This is a genomic window from Nostoc sp. (genome assembly GCF_036919615.1).
Taxonomy (GTDB): domain Bacteria; phylum Cyanobacteriota; class Cyanobacteriia; order Cyanobacteriales; family Nostocaceae; genus Nostoc.
Genome location: NZ_JBALCN010000003.1, coordinates 119,286 through 135,859, shown reverse-complemented (window position 1 = coordinate 135,859; position 16,574 = coordinate 119,286). Strand labels below are relative to the sequence as shown.

Below are 16,574 nucleotides of genomic sequence, written 5' to 3'. Positions count from 1 at the left end.
TCATAGCAAGGCTTAGAAGATGTTTGAAAACGGTACGTTACGGCGCAAAATTTGGTGAATCTGCCAACATTATGTTACCTTGTACGCCTAACGCATACTAAAAATTGGATCTTTTTTTAATTATAAATCCCTCATTCGTGAATGTAAGCTGCTCATTTAACCTTGCAGCAATGCCTGAAATCTTGCATCATCCCGAATGCTATCAAAATCAGGGTTAAATTTTGCTTCCCTACGACATCGACGAGGATTGAGATTAATTGCTTGTTGTAGGTTTTCAATGGCTAAATCAACATCATTTTGTAAGGCGAAATAGCAAGCTTTGCCGTAATAACCACTCTCATCATTAGCTTGTAGTTTTAAAGCCTTCTCACAACTAGCCAGTGAATCTTGGTAACGCCCCGCACGAGCTAGTACAATCCCTTGGTTAGCCCACCAAAGCGGATATTCTGGTTGAAGTTTTATAGCTTCATTGAGGTTAGCTAATGCTTCATCATAACACCCCAATAAACTCAATATCAAACCCTTGTTGTTTAAAATCTCAAGAGCGTTGGGTTGAATATTTAAGAGCTTATTACAGATAGTAATTCCCTCTTTATAAGAATGTAAGGTTATCAGTGTAACAATTATGTTTTTCAATACATTCAGGTCATCATCTTTAATTGCTAAAGCTTTATAGAAACTAGCAAGTGCTTCTTGATAATACTCTAATTCTACCAGTACTGAGCCTCGATTGTTCCAAGCATCGCAATAGTCATCTTTAATTTGCAAGGCTTTATCGTAGCTAGTGAGTGCCTCTTCATGACGACCTAATTTTACCAAAATATTGCCCTGGCAGTAATAAATTATGGGATTGTCATCTTGAATTATTAAGGCTCTGCTGTAACTCACGAGCGCTTCTTCATAATTATCTAGATTATCCTGTTGATCACCTAAATTTAAAAATAGACTACTGCTGAATTCAGGATAACTAGGATAACTATCATTTGCAATTTTTTCAGCCTGCTCTGCTGCTCTCTGTAGCAAATAAACTTGCTGATTTGGTTGACTACGTAGGAATTTGGACAACAGTCCTGTATATTTACCCAGTCCATCTTCCAAAAAGTCAACTTGACTAAAACAAGGTTGTAATGCTGCCTCTATTTCTTCTTTAGAGGGGCCAATCACATTCTCTTAGTTAATTTTATATTTAGCTGGATTTTCTGGTAACATCATCCAACTAAAGAGAAAGCCCAATTTTATGCTTTTCAGAAACTTCTCAGTTGAATCGGGCAAGAGGCGATAATTCTCTACTGCTGCTTCTGCGACAACTGCGGCGAAAGGAATCATTACTACTTCAAGTTGTTTAAGATAGCGAGAAGCAAAGAAATGGGAAATAAATTGACGCTGACCATCATTTCTTCTTGCAAAGAGAGCATGATAGAGAAATTCAGCAGTATATTGACGCCAATCAGAGTTATGGTATTTTTCTGGTTCGGGGCTATTTGGAGCAACTTCTTGGTTAGCTTGTTTCTCAAAATATGTGGCTAGCAGTTCATGGGTTTCACGAAATCGCGTCTTGTCCTCCTGACAAAATGACAACCGAAAAACATTACGAGCTACATCATCCAGCCGATAGTGACCTTGAACAAACTCAACAAAATCGCACTTTGTTAGCCAATCAAAACAGTCGATAGTTGCATGAACACTAGTTTCAAAGTCTATTCCTTGTTTTTGCATTAAATATTGAACCAGCGACCGATCAAACCAACGACAACAAGCCGCCAATTGCACTATCTGTTTTTGCTTTGTACTCAGTCCTTGCGTTAGCAGGTCAATAATTGCTTGGTTGCCACGAGAAAAGTCAATTTCTCTACCTGCTTCCTTCTCCCGTCTAATCCAGTTGAGATAGTAAGGTAAGCCCTAGTAGCTTTATATATTTTCTGAATATCTCCAGATTTAGTAATGCCAATATGCTGAAGATATTCCTTAGTTTGTTCTTTGTTGAATTCATCTAGTCGTTGTTCATAGATTAAATCCCGATCCTGTTGTAACTTCCGCCAACATTTCTTTTTCTAGTAAAGAACGTCGTCCTGCCACCAAAATACGTACACCATAAGATTTAAGGGGTGTATCTTCTAACAAATACTGCCACAGCCAAGTGTCAATATTTGACGATGCCTTTTCATAAGTATCTAGAACCAGTACAATCGAGCGCTTGTGTCTTTGAGTTTTCTGGATCAACCCTTGAGCAAATGCATGAGTCAATTTGGGTATTGGTTCCAGCATCAACGACTGAAGCTCTTTGTCATTCTTCGTAGCTGGATGCTCTTGCAGCAGTTCTTGGATACGCTCTTTCGTCGGTTTGAGTGCCTGTGATGCATCTGATAACATTCCCCCAGCCTTGACCGTAGCATCCAAACCTAAACTTAATGCTGTTCCGTGATCTCCGAAGTAGCCTGCACCTGTGGCTAGTAGTGTGGCTGTTCCTAATTCAAACCAATCTTTAACCGTATTTTGTTGCTGTGTATCAACTGATTTACCTTGTACAGGTTCAGTTTTCAGCTTGTAAACAGTTTCCTGATACTGCTCATAAAGTGATATAAAAGGGTCGGGTTTAGGTAATAAATTTTTTTGCCAGAGTCCGGTAGGTTTTGGCAATAGCTCATAAAGCTTTTCCATTAGCTTTAGGGGCGTTTCAATACCTGCTGTCAGCCCAAAGGACACATGTGCAAAGTCAGCTTGCAATTCGTGCATCTGTTTTACTTGTTTGAGGACGGTAGTTTTACCAACTCCTCCAAACCCATAAACCTGAGACAGCAGTGGGTTAGACTTTGGAAATTCCAGTGCTTTGGCAAACTTAGCTAGAAAGTCATCAGCCTGTTTGCGAGAGATGTAGTAAGGTATTGGAGTTGTCATCTGGCAATGGAAATACTTGGTCAGATGTATAGATTTTAGCTACTCCTACTCGAATTCAACACCTCAAATTGCCTATTTCAAGGAATTTTATAAAAATTAGATTGAACCATTGTAATTTTTAATGCTAAATCTGAGCCTTTGAGGGCAACTAGCGATCGCACTACCATTAGGCGTAAAAACCTTAATTTCTAGTACAGTAACATCATCTTAAATAGAAAAATTATTCAATTTTGGCGCGGAGTGCAGGAGATCGAAAAAGACTTTCAAATCCAACTTGTCGCTCGTTTAAGGATTCTAGAGCATCGTTCCAAAGACTTTCATAATAAAAGAAAGTGACGCCTAGACCGCGTTCTTGGGCAGCTCGCACCTGAGACTTAATTTGCTGCATGGGAACTGGATTATTTCGTAACCCTGTCATAATGCCAATTCCAGTTGGAATTATTTGTTGCGCTTCTTGAATTTCTGCACGGGAAATATTTGCCACAAAACTTTGCAGATTTGGACGATAAACTTGCACAATTAACTCGTCTACAATATTCTGCCGTATCCAACTTAGCCAATCTTGCAGGTGAAACTTGTAAGCCAAATCATAGTAATTAGGAGCAACGGAGAAAATCGCCTGGGGTTTTCTCTGCTTCACAGCTTGGTTAAGTTGTCCCATGAACGCCGTAATTTTATCTGCCCGCCACTGTACCCATGCCGCATCTTGGGCATCGGTTGGGGGAGGATTATTGGTTTCTTTGGTGTACAAGGCAACTGTATATTGATCGTAGCCAAATTCGGAGGGCAAACTCATATGATCGTCAAACTGAATGCCATCGGCATCATATTGAGTGATAGTTTCCAGCACGAGATTGGTAATGAACTGTTGCACTTGTGAATGGAACGGATTGAGCCACATCACCTCACCAGCCCCACTAATCGAAGTTTGGCTACCATCTCGCTTTTGTGTAAACCAATCGGGATAATTTAGTGCTAGTTCTGAGGTTGGGGGAGCCATGAAACCAAATTCAAACCAAGGAATTACTAGTAATCCTTTGTGATGGGCTTGGGTAATCAGGTCTGCCAGAATATCATGCCCATCTGAACCTTTGTTGACAAAAGGTTGAATACCTGCACGTTGTGCTAAGGCACTGGGATACATCACATAGCCAGAATTCCACACCACAGGATAAATTGTGTTGAGGTTCATCCGTTGTAGTTGACTCACTGCATCCTGCACTTTATCGCGACTCTTGAGGGTGTCAAAATCATTGGTGGTCATCCAAACCCCACGAATTTCCTGACGGGGTAGCTGTGCGATCGCACTGAAGCGTCCACCTTCGATGATTGCAGGCGTGAAACTATCTACCAGCAATACCGTAACAAAAGAGATTAAAATGAGAATTGGAAAAAGATACTTGAGCAATGTCTGACGACAAGCTGCTGTGCATCTACGCCGCCAACTTTGAACAAGAAAAGATAATTTCATAAATTTGAATGATGCATTAGCTACCTACACACCCCATTGCTAGTTTTTATCATTGAATCTACTAACCATATAGTCTACAAGTATTTATGCTTACTACAGGATTGATGAGTTGGTAGTTATTCGTTCCCTGCTTATGGAACTTTTGCACCATAAAAATTAAAGCAGACCGAGCGAAGTTATAAGATGCTTGACGCAGTTAGTAGTCATTAGTGCCCAATAGACATCGGGCATTGGGGATTGGTTTCCATCTCCTTCATGTTCACGCCCTACCTGTGTCACAATAAAGAACTGTAATAAGAAAAATATTGTTAAGGTAATTTAGTGAGTCCAACTGCTCAATCCACGGCAAGTGCGCGTCGCGTAGTATTTCCTTTTACGGCAATTGTGGGCCAGGAAGAAATGAAACTGGCGTTGCTATTGAACGTGATTGATCCCAAAATTGGTGGTGTAATGATCATGGGCGATCGCGGCACCGGGAAATCCACAACTATCCGGGCACTGGCGGATCTGCTGCCAGAAATTTCTGTGGTTGCCAATGACCCCTTCAGTAGTGATCCTAGCGACCCCGACTTGATGAGCGATGAAGTCCGCCAACTCTTAGAACAAGGGGCCCAAATTCCTGTAACTCAGAAAAAAGTCCAAATGGTAGACCTGCCGCTAGGAGCTACAGAAGACCGAGTTTGTGGGACAATCGACATTGAGAAAGCTTTATCTGAAGGTGTCAAAGCCTTTGAACCGGGACTATTGGCAAAGGCTAATCGGGGCATTCTTTATGTGGATGAAGTCAACTTACTAGATGACCACCTTGTAGATGTGCTACTCGACTCTGCTGCCAGTGGATGGAACACTGTAGAACGGGAAGGTATTTCTATCCGTCACCCAGCGCGTTTCGTTCTTGTGGGTTCTGGAAACCCTGAAGAAGGCGAACTACGCCCCCAACTGCTCGATCGCTTTGGGATGCACGCAGAAATTCACACAGTCAAAGAACCAGTGTTGCGGGTGCAAATCGTGGAACAACGGGCGGATTTTGACCAAAATCCTCCAGTATTTTTTGAAAAGTACAAACCCCAGCAAGAAGCATTGCAAGAGCAAATTGTCAATGCTCAACAGCTTTTGCCAGAAGTGAACATTGACTATGATCTGCGGGTGAAAATTTCTGAAGTCTGCTCAGAACTGGATGTAGATGGTTTGCGGGGTGATATCGTTAGTAACCGTGCCGCCAAAGCCTTAACAGCATTTGAAGGACGCGCTGAAGTTACAGTTGATGATATCCACCGCGTAATTACGCTATGCTTGCGTCACAGACTGCGAAAAGACCCCTTAGAATCGATTGATTCGGGCTACAAAGTCGCTAAAGCTTTTAGCCGCGTCTTTGGCGTCGAACTACCAGAAAGTGATACTGCACAAAAAAATGGCACAGGTCAAAAATTAGGGGCTAGGGGTTAAAAGTTAGGAGTGAGGAGTTAGGGGCTAGAAGTTAGGAGTTAGGAGTTAAGAATTTTGAATGGAAAGCTGCTTGAGAACTCACAACTTTAATTCCTCACTCAGCACTGACTATATAACTCACAACCCCTAACTTCTAACTCCTGTACAGACGCGATTAATTGCGTCTCTACTCATAACTCCTGTACAGACGCGATTAATCGCGCTCTACTCATAACTCCTGTACAGACGCGATTAATCACGCTCTACTCATAACTCCTGTACAGACGCGATTAATCGCGTCTCTACTCCTAACTCCTAACTCGACATTCAACACTGCCTATGAGATTTTGGTCTTTTTGGTTCAACAGCTTTATTCTATCTAGCCAATACAACCCACCCAGGTTTGTAGAATTATTGATGCTCTTATTAGCGATCGCTATGCTGGCAATAGCGAGTATTTTACCCGACAGACCATATTTAATTTTAGGTTTGAGCTTAGTAGTTGGCGCATCTATTTCCATCTTAGTGCGGGAAGCGATCGCCCCCTCACCCCAGACGCGAATTACCCAACTAACAGCATTTCTATTACTTATCATCAGCCTCTATGGCTTTGCTGACTTAATGTACACTCTATAAAATTAGTTATGAGTTATGAGTTATGAGTGAAAAATTAATTAGAAACTCCTAACTCTTGTACAGACGCGATTAATCGCGTCTCTTTTTCATTTACCAATTCTGCATTTCCACCAATTCCATACACAATTCATTAATTTGCTCCAAATCAGGTTTGTGAGGTAGAGCAGATTGTTCGTAAACAATTTCCATTTCTGCTACCAAATCTTCTGCCATTTTCATCACCTGCTCATAAGAATATTCACCCTTTAAAATAGCTTTTAAATCCTCAATATCATCAGCTATTCTCCGATCTACAATTACTTCACCTCGCCGCAATATTTCTACTCCACTGCGTAACAATCTAATGCAGTGCATCCCATGTTTGAGGTCATAACCCGACTTTCTTTCCATTTCTGCCCTAGCCGGATTTCTATTTTCCTGCCAAGATAAGTAAGCTTTCCATTCTCTTAAAGCTATTTGATAATTTTGGCTTTTCTGAAGCAGGCGGATAAAATCTTTACGGCTATTGGTTAACTGTTGAGTATATTCCAAAGTTTCATCAGGTAAAGTATATTGTTTTAACACTCCTTTAAAATCAATATCTGCTGTCAGCAATTGATATAATTGTTCTGTTTCTTCCAAAAACTCAATCCGTCCTCTGATTAAGTTATAAAGATATTCCAGAAAAGCATTTAGCTCATCTTTGCTGAGGGGTGCTTCGTCTTCTATGGCGAAGTCAGATGGAATTGGTTTTTTTTGCGGTGGCTTTAACAACCATTTCCGATGACTTTCCATCTTTTTGATTTGGGCAAAGGCATAACCAGTGTAAGTATGTTTTACTTTCTTACTCAAAAATAACTGTTTATGATTAATTAAATGCTGTCCGACTGCGCTTAAAAAGGGATAGTTATTTAACCAGAGCAATTCTAAAACATTGGGATTTGCGCCCGCTAATAACTGGAGAATTTTTCTTAATTCATATATAACTGTGTCTTTGTTGCCATCTATAAATGGAAATATACCTGGTTCATCCCACCCAGCATCTTTTTGTTCTATCTGATCAAATCCCAAGTAGTACCTTTTGGGTGCGATAAATACTCCCCGATAATCAAAGTCTGAATCTGGACGATTTAAACCATAACCGTGGCTACCTGCCAAACCAATTAAAATAGTTCTTTGCTCAACTTCTATTCTTTTCATATCACCTGATTAAAATATAGTCATCCTAACTCATGAGTTAAGCAGGTGGGGAGATGGAAAGCAGAGAAAGGATTTTTAACTCTCTTCAGATATTGCATAGATACTGCCACAGCACAAAGACAGATGAAGATGGGTACATATAACCCTACTTAATCATTCGTGAACAATGAGATCCCCGATTTCTTAAAGAAATCAGGGATCTGAGCCTTGCAATCTGAACAAAATCAAATAGAATTGCTATATGAAAAATGCCAAATTATTAAGTAAGCAGATGAAGTGGAAAGTCTCATGTCCAGTTATGAAAAAGAGCAGTTTTGGTAACAGAGTTGCTTAGTTTAACAGAAATGCCCCTAAAAGAGATGATGCAACGGTATCCCCTTGAGGAGCAAAACTTGTCAATTCAGTTGTTTCTATACTTTCGGTTTCCTAGAGTGGAAATTATCTAGGATTAATGTGACGTCTAATCCCCCATCCTGGATTGACAATGGCGGCTAAATCTTCTTCAGACAATTTGTTGATTTCACTGTCCAGTTCTTCGATGGTGAAAATATAGCCACGCTCTTGAGCAATCTTGATGAAGGCTTCTGGATCAGCTGTTGCTTTGAGTCTTTGCTGTAATGCTTGATCTTGTTTTACGGCTTGAAAAAGTCGGGTAGCATTTTGCTGTGTCATGACAGTCTATCTCCTGTTTAAAATATCAGGTTTGAATGTAGTAATTTGACTCCTGTGGATTCACTAAATTCTGTGAAGAACTTTTAAATTAAGCGTGTAAGTTTAATTTTAAAACAATGAAGGAAAATGTGTGGATTTTGACAAGAAAGTATAAGTTTTAGTCTAAATATTTTTACTAATTTGTAAAAGTCAGCCCTAAGATGGAAGCAGTCTTTAACTAAAAAGCATTAATTCTGAATTGTAAATGCATCTTACATTTTTTGGATGGGTGGTCGCCTATGACGGCTTTTGGTAAATGAAAGCTTGACTTGACACGTGTTAATAAAATAGGATATTAGATTGTCTGTCTAATTCCTGCTCGGATCAGGTAGACATATTACAAAAGCTGGCAAAAGCTTCTTTACTGGAGATAAAAACCAGCTACCTGTACGGCAACCTTAAGGACAATTCCATGACCTACGCAATTATTGAAACTGGCGGCAAACAAATACGAGTAGAGCCAGGGCGGTTTTACGACATTGAACTGCTGACGACCGAACCAGATGAAAAAGTTACAATAGACTCCGTATTACTGGTGCAGCATGATGGCGAAGTCAGCATTGGACAGCCACTAGTGACAGGGGCGACTGTAGAAGGGACTGTAATGCGACATTTCAGGGGTCGTAAAGTCCTGGTATACAAGATGAAGCCGAAAAAGAAAACCCGCAAAAAGCGGGGGCATCGTCAAGAAATTACCAGACTTATGATTGACTCCATCACCCTTAATGGTGCAGTGTTTGCTGCCCAAGGAGAAACGGAGAAAGAAACCCCCGTTGCAGATGACACTCCTGCTGAAGAAGTTGAAACCGCTGCTGAATAATAAAAAGAAGTAGATACACAAGAGGAAATCATGGCTCATAAGAAAGGAACAGGTAGTACACGCAACGGTCGTGATTCTAATGCCCAACGTCTGGGTGTCAAACGTTATGGTGGTCAAGTTGTACGTGCAGGAAACATTCTTGTGCGTCAGCGCGGTACTAAGTTTCACCCTGGTAACAACGTCGGTATTGGTAGTGATGACACTCTGTTTGCCTTAATCGACGGTGTTGTAACGTTTGAGAGAAAGGGCAAAACCCGTAAAAAAGTTAGTGTTTACTCACCTGTAGCTGCTGTTGAGGCAGCCCCTGCTGAGGCAGTAGCAAGTTAGAATGTTAGGGTGGGTAACAGTGCCCACCTTAATCGCTAGTTAGCCTTACATGATGGTCAGATTTGCATAAATATTTCCAATACTTGCTTAAAAGCCGCTTTGTTCCTTTGTTGCCCATAGATTATTATCAGAAGCATCAAAGCGCACAGGTTATTCACTAACAAAATATTACACAAAGAAATTGGATTGCGTAGCTTGACACCGTAGGCATCGCCTATGAAGTTTTAGGTATTAATTTTTGTGAGCTTTTGAATGATTGCACTAGATGTTCCAAAGTTCAGGATAGCTAGCCAGAAATATGTTTGTTCTGAAACTTTGTGGATTAGGCGATGTGGACTTCTGGGTCTAGTCACAATAACATCAGTGCAATGAAGCCATTCCTAATTATGCTAAGTTGCGTTCATTCACTTCAGAATCAACACGCTTGGGTTAAGGATAATTGTAGGTTGGGTTGAACGGAGTGAAACCCAACAAAGCACGACAAATGTTGGGTTTTGTTCCTCAACCCAACCTACACAGTTTAAGGTTTTTGGCACTAACCCAAGTGTATTGACTCCAGAATGAGGTTTTGCTGAGAGAATACTTACAGCAGATTGCAACTTCTCTTCTTAGGCTACGCCAAGGTGAGGTACAGATCATCATAGGGGGACAACATGTTGTCCCCCTACCCGTATACTTAATTTACCTGCAATACGCTGTAAATTAAGTTCTGGCTTTGAGCTACCATGATTGCCTGAGAAAATGCTGAGAATAAACTAAATTTTCTCAAGGCATAAATTTATGAAAATCATGGCTTAGTTTCAATAAGCTCTCAGTCCTAACTGAGATACTTTGGATGTTCGGGATAACTCAAACATCAGTAGCAAAAACATCAGTAGCAAAAGTCTGATGGAGTCCTCTACAAGAAGGCATCTTCTTTACCCCAATAGCCTTTATAAATCTGCTTGTAGCTTAGTTTCCTCTGAATCAATCAATACAAAAATAACTATCCAAAGGACGAAAGAAGACTATGAACTGGAAAACACTTTCTTTAATTGCTGGTCTGATTTTAACTACTAGTCTCACTGCTTGCTCTAGCACTCCTGCAACCAACAATCAAATAGCTCCTGAAGCCTCTCCTGCGATGAGTAAAGATAAAGCTGGCGATGCTATGGGCAAAGATAAAGCTAGCGATGCTATGGGTAAAGATAAAGCTGGCGATGCTATGGGCAAAGATAAAGCTAGCGATGCTATGGGTAAAGATAAAGCTGGCGATGCTATGGGTAAAGATAAAGCTGGCGGTGCTATGGGCAAAGATAAAGCTGGCGATGCTATGGGTAAAGATAAAGCTGGCGGTGCTATGAAATCGCCTGCTTCCAACAAGCCCTAGTCACAACTAGCTTTGCATCTCACTTTTCTTCTACTGAGTACTAGGAACTGGTTACCAGGAAAATCCTGATTCTAATCCCTATATTTTGGCGCTTTGACCTCAACAGGAGAAATTCCGATGAATCACAACCTGCTCCGCCGGCGTCAGTTGCTTTTTTACCTTGGGTTAGGGGTTGTCGGAATCGGTGCAGCCACAACAGCTTTTCCCAACTTTAGAAAAGTGAATGCCCCTTCTATCTCTCCTGTAAATCATGACAATACGCAAGGCTCGGAAACTATTGTAGTGAAACCTCCAGCAGGCAAGAGTTTACCAGAGTTTCAGGGTATAAGTCAGTGGCTTAATTCTACACCTTTGTCGATCGCTGACCTCAAAGGTAGTGTTGTTTTAATCCAGTTTTGGACTTTTGCTTGTATTAACTGCCAGCGTACCCTGCCCTACATCACTAGATGGCATCGGCAGTATGAGTTGCAGGGACTGAAGGTGATTGGCATCCACACACCAGAGTTTGCCTTTGAGCGAGATCCGAACAATATAAAAAAGGCGCTACGACAACACCAAATTACTTATCCGGTTCCAGTTGATAACGAATATAAAACTTGGAACGCTTATGAAAATCAGTATTGGCCTCACATGTTTTTGACCGATCGCCAGGGTTTACTACAATATGACCATATTGGGGAAGGAGCATATGAAAAAATAGAGCAAACTATCCGTCAGCTATTGGAATAGAAGGAATTATGACGACTTCTACTCTATCAATTAGTCTGGCTTTACTAGGGGGAGTTTTGAATGTGCTTTCACCCTGTGTTTTACCGATTTTACCAGTGCTATTAGGTCGATCGCTCCAATCGCATACTTACGGCCCAGTAGCACTAGTAACAGGATTAATCGCTGGTTTTGCACTAGCAGGTAGTTTACTCGGTGTAACAGCAAGCTGGTTTACAGGCTTGGCTAATTTATTACGGAATGTAGCGATCGCACTCCTTTTATTTTTGGGATTACTCGCAATTTTTCCTACTTGGAGTTACCGAATATTTACTTACATCCCAGTTGGCAATTGGGCCAAAAAACCTCGACGAATCGGACTTATGGGAGAGTTTTGGCTAGGAACTCAGTTGGGGCTTTTGTGGACTCCCTGTGCTGGGCCGGTTTTAGGAGGAATTTTAGTCCTAGCAGCAGTTAATCATCAAGTCGCAGGTGCTTTTGGGCTACTGGTTGCTTATGGAATCGGAGCAGGTTTGCCTCTGTTAGCGATCGCCTACGGTGGGCGAATACTCAGTAAACGAATCCTCAATCTCCGCTCTCATAGTGCAGCGTTGCAGCGCGTAGGTGGCGTAGCGATTGCAGCGACAGCAATTGCTATTCTTCTCGGTTGGGATGTGCAGATACAACTTTGGCTAGCTCCATTCTTTCCTACTCAACCTCTGTGAGACGTGCCAATTTTAGATTGCCAATTTTAGATTTTGGATTAGAAGACCCAATCCGAAACTCTAACTGGGAACAATATAAGTATAAAAATATTTACCGTCATTGTGAGCGAAGCGAATTGCCTCGCTTGCAATGACATTGTGTAATTAATTCTGTCCAACTACTTAAAAATCTCAAATCCAAAAGTCTGACTGAGAACAATCTAAAAATCCAAAATCCAAAATCCAAAATTGGTATGACCTCATCTAAACGCAAAGTCCGCTCAACACCAAGTCAGACTTTCCTTTCAAAGACCTTTCACTGGATTAATATCATCAGTCTCATCTTGATGATCACTAGCGGACTGCAAATCTATAATGCTAATCCGGTATTTGGCGGGCGTGAAGGTTGGCATTTTCCTGACATTCTGTTGCTGGGAGGTTGGCTAGGGGGTGGCAGACATTGGCATTTTGCTGCTATGTGGCTGTTTTCGCTAAACTTACTTTGGTATGGACTTTATATCTTTATAACTCGTCGTTGGCAGCGTCGGTTTGCCGATCGCGGTGACTTAAAAGCATTGCAAGTCAGCCAGAACCCAAAGCGCAAGAATTACGCATGGCATCGGCTAGTTTATACTGCGATCATTCCAGTGCTGCTGCTGGCAATCTTGAGTGGTTTGGCGATGTACAAACCTGCCCAACTACATTGGCTTTCCGGGCTGTTTGGTAGTTGGCAAAATCTCCGCACTGTTCACTTTATCACTGTTCCCACAGTCATACTGTTTACAATTGCTCATTCCTTACTTGCTCTGAAGGTAGGAAGCATCCGTCTAGTTAAGTCTATGTTCCTGTAGAGGTTATATGAGTCTGATTCTTCCCAAACGCACCCTATCCCGTCGGCGGTTACTGCAACTATCTGGACTTTCAGGAGTAGGCTTTCTTCTAGGTGGCTGTGGGACAAATTTGTTCTCAGATAATGTGTGGCAAATATCTGAGCCACTAAACCAACGTCTTGAAGCACTCCTGCTAACTCAAAAACCTGTACCAGAATTTCCTGTCAGTGCCATAGAAGCAGACAAATTGCTGATAAATACCTTTGACTTCACCCCGCAAATTGATCCGGCGCAGTTTCGGCTGAGGATTGATGGCGAGGTTAGTAATCCGATGCAATTGAGCATGGCAGATATTCAAAAACTTCCCTTGACTTCAATGGTAATTCGGCATATCTGTGTTGAAGGCTGGGCTGCGATCGTTGAATGGGGAGGCGTGCGATTACGAGACTTAGTAGCGCTGGTACAGCCTAAGTCAAACGTCCGCTATGTCTACTTCAAATCTGCTGATGGCTATTATGAAAGCTGGGATCTGGCCTCTGCTATCCATCCACAAACTCTCATGGCTTATCAAAAGAATGGACAACCTTTATCAGTTGATAATGGTGCGCCGATCCGCCTAGCATCCCCAATTAAATTAGGCTACAAGCAAAGCAAGTGGGTGACTCAAATTACCTTCGTCAGCAATTTGTCACCTACTAAAGGCTATTGGGAGGATCAGGGCTATGAGTGGTTTGCAGGGCTATAGTCAATATAATTCATAATTGATAATTGATAATTTAAATCAGTGTTAACTCTGAACTCTCCACTGCGAAAGTTGACCACTGAAATTTTAATTCACTGAGCGGCTCTTTACCCATTCTTTAATGATGAATTATAAATTAATAATTATTCGGTCATCCCTTTCCAAATTCGCCTTTTACGGATTTGCTTGGTTAGATGCAAGATGTGTGTTATAGCAGCATATACTGAGAGAAATTTTTTAGCGTATCTCCAACTTTCCAAACGAATTTTTACTGTTACGTATCATAAAAAATGATCAAATACTAGTAAAAATACTGTGTGTTTCTTGCGTAACACGGTTTAGTCTAAAGCAAAGAAATTTTGAGCCAGCAAATAAGACAAATAGTAATTAAACTTACCAAAATTAATTGCAGGCCAAATTAACAACTGAACATTTATTTCAAGAGGTGTCCCTAATGATTCGCGAAACCAACAATTCCTCTATGCAAAAGCACGAAAGCAATAGCTCAAAATTAAATGAGGATGTCTCTGCTAGAACCTCATTTCATCCTCCAAATATTAAGTCAGCAATTGATTGGGAAAAACCAGATTTTGATGAGTTTGACTTGTGTATGGAAATTACCACATACATTCTGCATGGGCAATAATTGTCAATACTAAGTTTAATTGCCCAATTAAAACCTCTACCTGCTTTTTGTTCTTATGTTCCTAAAAATTCTTGGTACTGCCGCAGGTGGTGGTTTTCCTCAATGGAATTGTAACTGTCCCAATTGCCAAGCAGTCCGCACAAGTTGTACAGGTGTAAATTGGCTGAACCAGTCATCAATTGCGGTGAGGAAAAACAATCAGCCCTGGTTTTTGGTCAATGCCTCTCCAGATGTACGTCCGCAATTGGAGAAATTGCGGGAAGGACAACCGTCTACAATTCGGTCAAGCCCGATCGCTGGTGTATTGTTAACTGATGCAGAGATTGACCATACCACTGGCCTGGTTATCCTCAGAGAATCTACGGAAAAGCTGCGCGTCTACGGTACAGAAACAGTACGTAAGGCTCTGACAGACGGTTATCCCCTGCTGTCTACGTTAGCAAGCTATTGTGGTGTGGAATGGTCTGTAATTGAACCTCATCTACCTATAAACCTGGGGTTGAATGGAGCAGATGGTTTGGAAGTGGAGGTATTTCCGCTAGCAGCCAAACCACCAAAATATATGCGTCATCAGACAAATTTAGATGGAGTTTGGGTTATAGGTTTGACATTTCGCGATCGCACAACTGGCAAAGTTGCTACGTATGCTCCAGGTTTAGCTGAACTTGACGAAAAAATCCTAGAGCGGTTTGAGTCTAGTGACTGCATTTTAGTAGATGGCACTTGCTGGCAGAACGATGAGTTGTTGGCTTTAGGAATATCAAATCTTCAAGCACGTGATATGGGACATTTACCCCTTAACACTAGTTTAAAAAGCCTTGCTAAACTGAGCCGTCCTCGGAAAATTCTCGTTCATATCAACAACACTAACCCAATCCTTTTACCTGATTCAGAGGAACGCAAAATTGTTGAAGCCGCAGGAATAGAAGTTGGTTACGATGGTCTGACCATCGAATTATAATTTTGAGGTGTAAGAAAAAGCGTGTTGGAATTAGTTAAAGAACCTCTCCCGTGGACTCAGACAGAACTAGAGGTTGTATTGCGATCGCAACATCGTCGCTATCATCATCTGCATCCATTTCATGCAAGGATGAACAGTGGTGATTTAACGCCAACAGAAGTACGGCGCTGGGTAGCAAATAGATTTTACTATCAAAAAAGTATTCCCCTTAAAGATGCTGCTATCTTGTCAAACTGCACTGATTTAGAAGTGCGACGGGAATGGATTCAACGCATCATTGATCATGATGGTCAAGGTGAGGGCGAAGGTGGTATTGAGGCATGGTTAAAACTCGGTAAAGCTGTAGGATTGTCTCGTCAGGAACTTTTAGAAGACCAGCATGTACTGCCAGGAGTTCAATACGCAGTGGATGCCTACATTAACTTTTGTCGCACTCGACCTTGGATTGAGGCAGTGGCTGCATCACTGACTGAACTGTTTGGCCCAGATGCAATTCGAGTCCGCTTAGTTGCATTAGAACAGCATTACCCGTGGATCGATCCTGCTGGATTTGACTACTTCCGGGCCCGTCTTTCGCAAGCACCCAGAGATGCTCAATATGCCCTCAAGCAAGTCCTCAAACACTGTAGGACTCATGAGGCTCAGGAACGAGCAGTACAGGCTTTAGTATTCAAGTGCAATTTGTTGTGGAGCCAGTTAGAGGCGATTGAACAGGGCGATACTAGACCTCAAGAAGGGTATAGGGAATAGGGGCATTGAGCATTGGGTTTTGATTTTCCTAATTACGAATTACGAATTAAATGAGTACTATAGAGAATCATGCCCGACCGCGCTTAGTTCGTGGTGTGCGTTTACGCTGGGATGACCTGAGAAAGCAGCATTGGCTCCTAATTCCAGAAGGGGCATTACAATTAAACTCCACAGCAGCAGCAATTCTAGCACTTTGTAACGGTGAGCGAACTTTGAATGCGATCGCAGCAGAGTTGCAGAAACAGTACCAGGGCGAAAATGTGGTAGAGGACGTACGCCATCTGCTGTCTCGAGTTAGTAAACGAGGACTATTAATTGTAGAGGGAATAGAACCAGAACCTTTACCTCCAACTGAAAAGAGTAATTTCTCAAGTGGAGCAGATTTAAACTAAGCACTGTTACT

At 41.6% G+C, this 16,574-nt stretch carries 19 protein-coding genes; 13 read left to right on the top strand and 6 right to left on the bottom strand.

What is annotated here, in order from left to right; genetic code table 11:
- Positions 1-156: 156 nt before the first annotated feature.
- The 4 genes from V7K48_RS01455 to V7K48_RS01440 form a co-directional block, all read right to left on the bottom strand.
- The gene (locus tag V7K48_RS01455; protein WP_335068916.1) at positions 157-1,164 is read right to left on the bottom strand and encodes a tetratricopeptide repeat protein; all 1,008 of its coding nucleotides are present in this window, start codon (positions 1,162-1,164) and stop codon (positions 157-159) included.
- A 6-nt stretch (positions 1,165-1,170) separates the two neighbouring features.
- The gene (locus V7K48_RS01450; RefSeq protein ID WP_335068914.1) at positions 1,171-1,716 is read right to left on the bottom strand and encodes a hypothetical protein; all 546 of its coding nucleotides are present in this window, start codon (positions 1,714-1,716) and stop codon (positions 1,171-1,173) included.
- Positions 1,717-2,001: 285 nt separating this feature from the next.
- Complete coding sequence (locus V7K48_RS01445) at positions 2,002-2,895, bottom strand: hypothetical protein (RefSeq protein WP_335068912.1); 894 nt, start codon at positions 2,893-2,895, stop codon at positions 2,002-2,004.
- A gap of 220 nt (positions 2,896-3,115) precedes the next feature.
- Positions 3,116-4,366: a glycoside hydrolase family 10 protein gene (locus V7K48_RS01440; RefSeq protein ID WP_335068910.1), complete on the bottom strand. Its 1,251-nt coding sequence runs from the start codon at positions 4,364-4,366 to the stop codon at positions 3,116-3,118.
- Between the two features lie 321 nt (positions 4,367-4,687).
- Here V7K48_RS01440 and bchI point away from each other — a divergent pair, with 321 nt between their 5' ends.
- On the top strand, positions 4,688-5,812 hold the full coding sequence (gene bchI / locus V7K48_RS01435; protein ID WP_335068908.1) for a magnesium chelatase ATPase subunit I: 1,125 nt from the start codon (positions 4,688-4,690) through the stop codon (positions 5,810-5,812).
- A gap of 318 nt (positions 5,813-6,130) precedes the next feature.
- A complete protein-coding gene (locus V7K48_RS01430) occupies positions 6,131-6,427 on the top strand; it encodes a hypothetical protein (RefSeq protein WP_335068906.1) in 297 nt (98 codons plus the stop codon).
- 90 nt (positions 6,428-6,517) lie between these two features.
- Here V7K48_RS01430 and V7K48_RS01425 read toward each other — a convergent pair whose 3' ends face one another.
- Both V7K48_RS01425 and V7K48_RS01420 read right to left on the bottom strand, forming a co-directional pair.
- Positions 6,518-7,606, bottom strand: coding sequence for a nucleotidyltransferase domain-containing protein (locus V7K48_RS01425; RefSeq protein WP_335068904.1), 1,089 nt, complete (start codon positions 7,604-7,606; stop codon positions 6,518-6,520).
- 438 nt (positions 7,607-8,044) lie between these two features.
- Entirely contained in the window at positions 8,045-8,278 is a 234-nt protein-coding gene (locus V7K48_RS01420) for a Nif11-like leader peptide family natural product precursor (RefSeq protein ID WP_335068901.1), read from the bottom strand.
- Positions 8,279-8,729: 451 nt separating this feature from the next.
- Between V7K48_RS01420 and rplU the strand changes: the two genes are divergently transcribed.
- The 11 genes from rplU (at position 8,730) to pqqD (ending at position 16,563) form a co-directional block, all read left to right on the top strand.
- The gene (rplU, locus tag V7K48_RS01415) at positions 8,730-9,137 is read left to right on the top strand and encodes a 50S ribosomal protein L21 (RefSeq protein ID WP_335068899.1); all 408 of its coding nucleotides are present in this window, start codon (positions 8,730-8,732) and stop codon (positions 9,135-9,137) included.
- Positions 9,138-9,167: 30 nt separating this feature from the next.
- Positions 9,168-9,464 (top strand): 50S ribosomal protein L27, encoded by a 297-nt coding sequence (gene rpmA, locus V7K48_RS01410; RefSeq protein WP_292762385.1) that lies wholly within the window; start codon positions 9,168-9,170, stop codon positions 9,462-9,464.
- Positions 9,465-10,473: 1,009 nt separating this feature from the next.
- Positions 10,474-10,833, top strand: a complete 360-nt coding sequence (locus tag V7K48_RS01405) for a hypothetical protein (RefSeq protein WP_335068897.1) — start codon at positions 10,474-10,476, stop codon at positions 10,831-10,833.
- A gap of 117 nt (positions 10,834-10,950) precedes the next feature.
- Positions 10,951-11,562 (top strand): thioredoxin family protein, encoded by a 612-nt coding sequence (locus V7K48_RS01400; RefSeq protein WP_335068895.1) that lies wholly within the window; start codon positions 10,951-10,953, stop codon positions 11,560-11,562.
- A gap of 8 nt (positions 11,563-11,570) precedes the next feature.
- Positions 11,571-12,263, top strand: a complete 693-nt coding sequence (locus V7K48_RS01395; RefSeq protein ID WP_335068893.1) for a cytochrome c biogenesis CcdA family protein — start codon at positions 11,571-11,573, stop codon at positions 12,261-12,263.
- 233 nt (positions 12,264-12,496) lie between these two features.
- On the top strand, positions 12,497-13,093 hold the full coding sequence (locus V7K48_RS01390) for a cytochrome b/b6 domain-containing protein (RefSeq protein WP_335068891.1): 597 nt from the start codon (positions 12,497-12,499) through the stop codon (positions 13,091-13,093).
- Positions 13,094-13,100: 7 nt separating this feature from the next.
- Positions 13,101-13,817 (top strand): molybdopterin-dependent oxidoreductase, encoded by a 717-nt coding sequence (locus V7K48_RS01385; protein ID WP_335068889.1) that lies wholly within the window; start codon positions 13,101-13,103, stop codon positions 13,815-13,817.
- Positions 13,818-14,268: 451 nt separating this feature from the next.
- Positions 14,269-14,460 (top strand): pyrroloquinoline quinone precursor peptide PqqA, encoded by a 192-nt coding sequence (pqqA, locus tag V7K48_RS01380; protein WP_335068887.1) that lies wholly within the window; start codon positions 14,269-14,271, stop codon positions 14,458-14,460.
- Positions 14,461-14,515: 55 nt separating this feature from the next.
- Positions 14,516-15,421 carry a pyrroloquinoline quinone biosynthesis protein PqqB gene (pqqB, locus tag V7K48_RS01375; protein ID WP_335068885.1) on the top strand — a complete coding sequence of 302 codons (906 nt, stop codon included), beginning with the start codon at positions 14,516-14,518 and terminating at the stop codon, positions 15,419-15,421.
- A 21-nt stretch (positions 15,422-15,442) separates the two neighbouring features.
- Positions 15,443-16,171: a pyrroloquinoline-quinone synthase PqqC gene (gene pqqC, locus V7K48_RS01370; RefSeq protein WP_335068883.1), complete on the top strand. Its 729-nt coding sequence runs from the start codon at positions 15,443-15,445 to the stop codon at positions 16,169-16,171.
- Between the two features lie 50 nt (positions 16,172-16,221).
- Positions 16,222-16,563 (top strand): pyrroloquinoline quinone biosynthesis peptide chaperone PqqD, encoded by a 342-nt coding sequence (gene pqqD, locus V7K48_RS01365; protein WP_335068881.1) that lies wholly within the window; start codon positions 16,222-16,224, stop codon positions 16,561-16,563.
- Positions 16,564-16,574 lie beyond the last annotated feature (11 nt).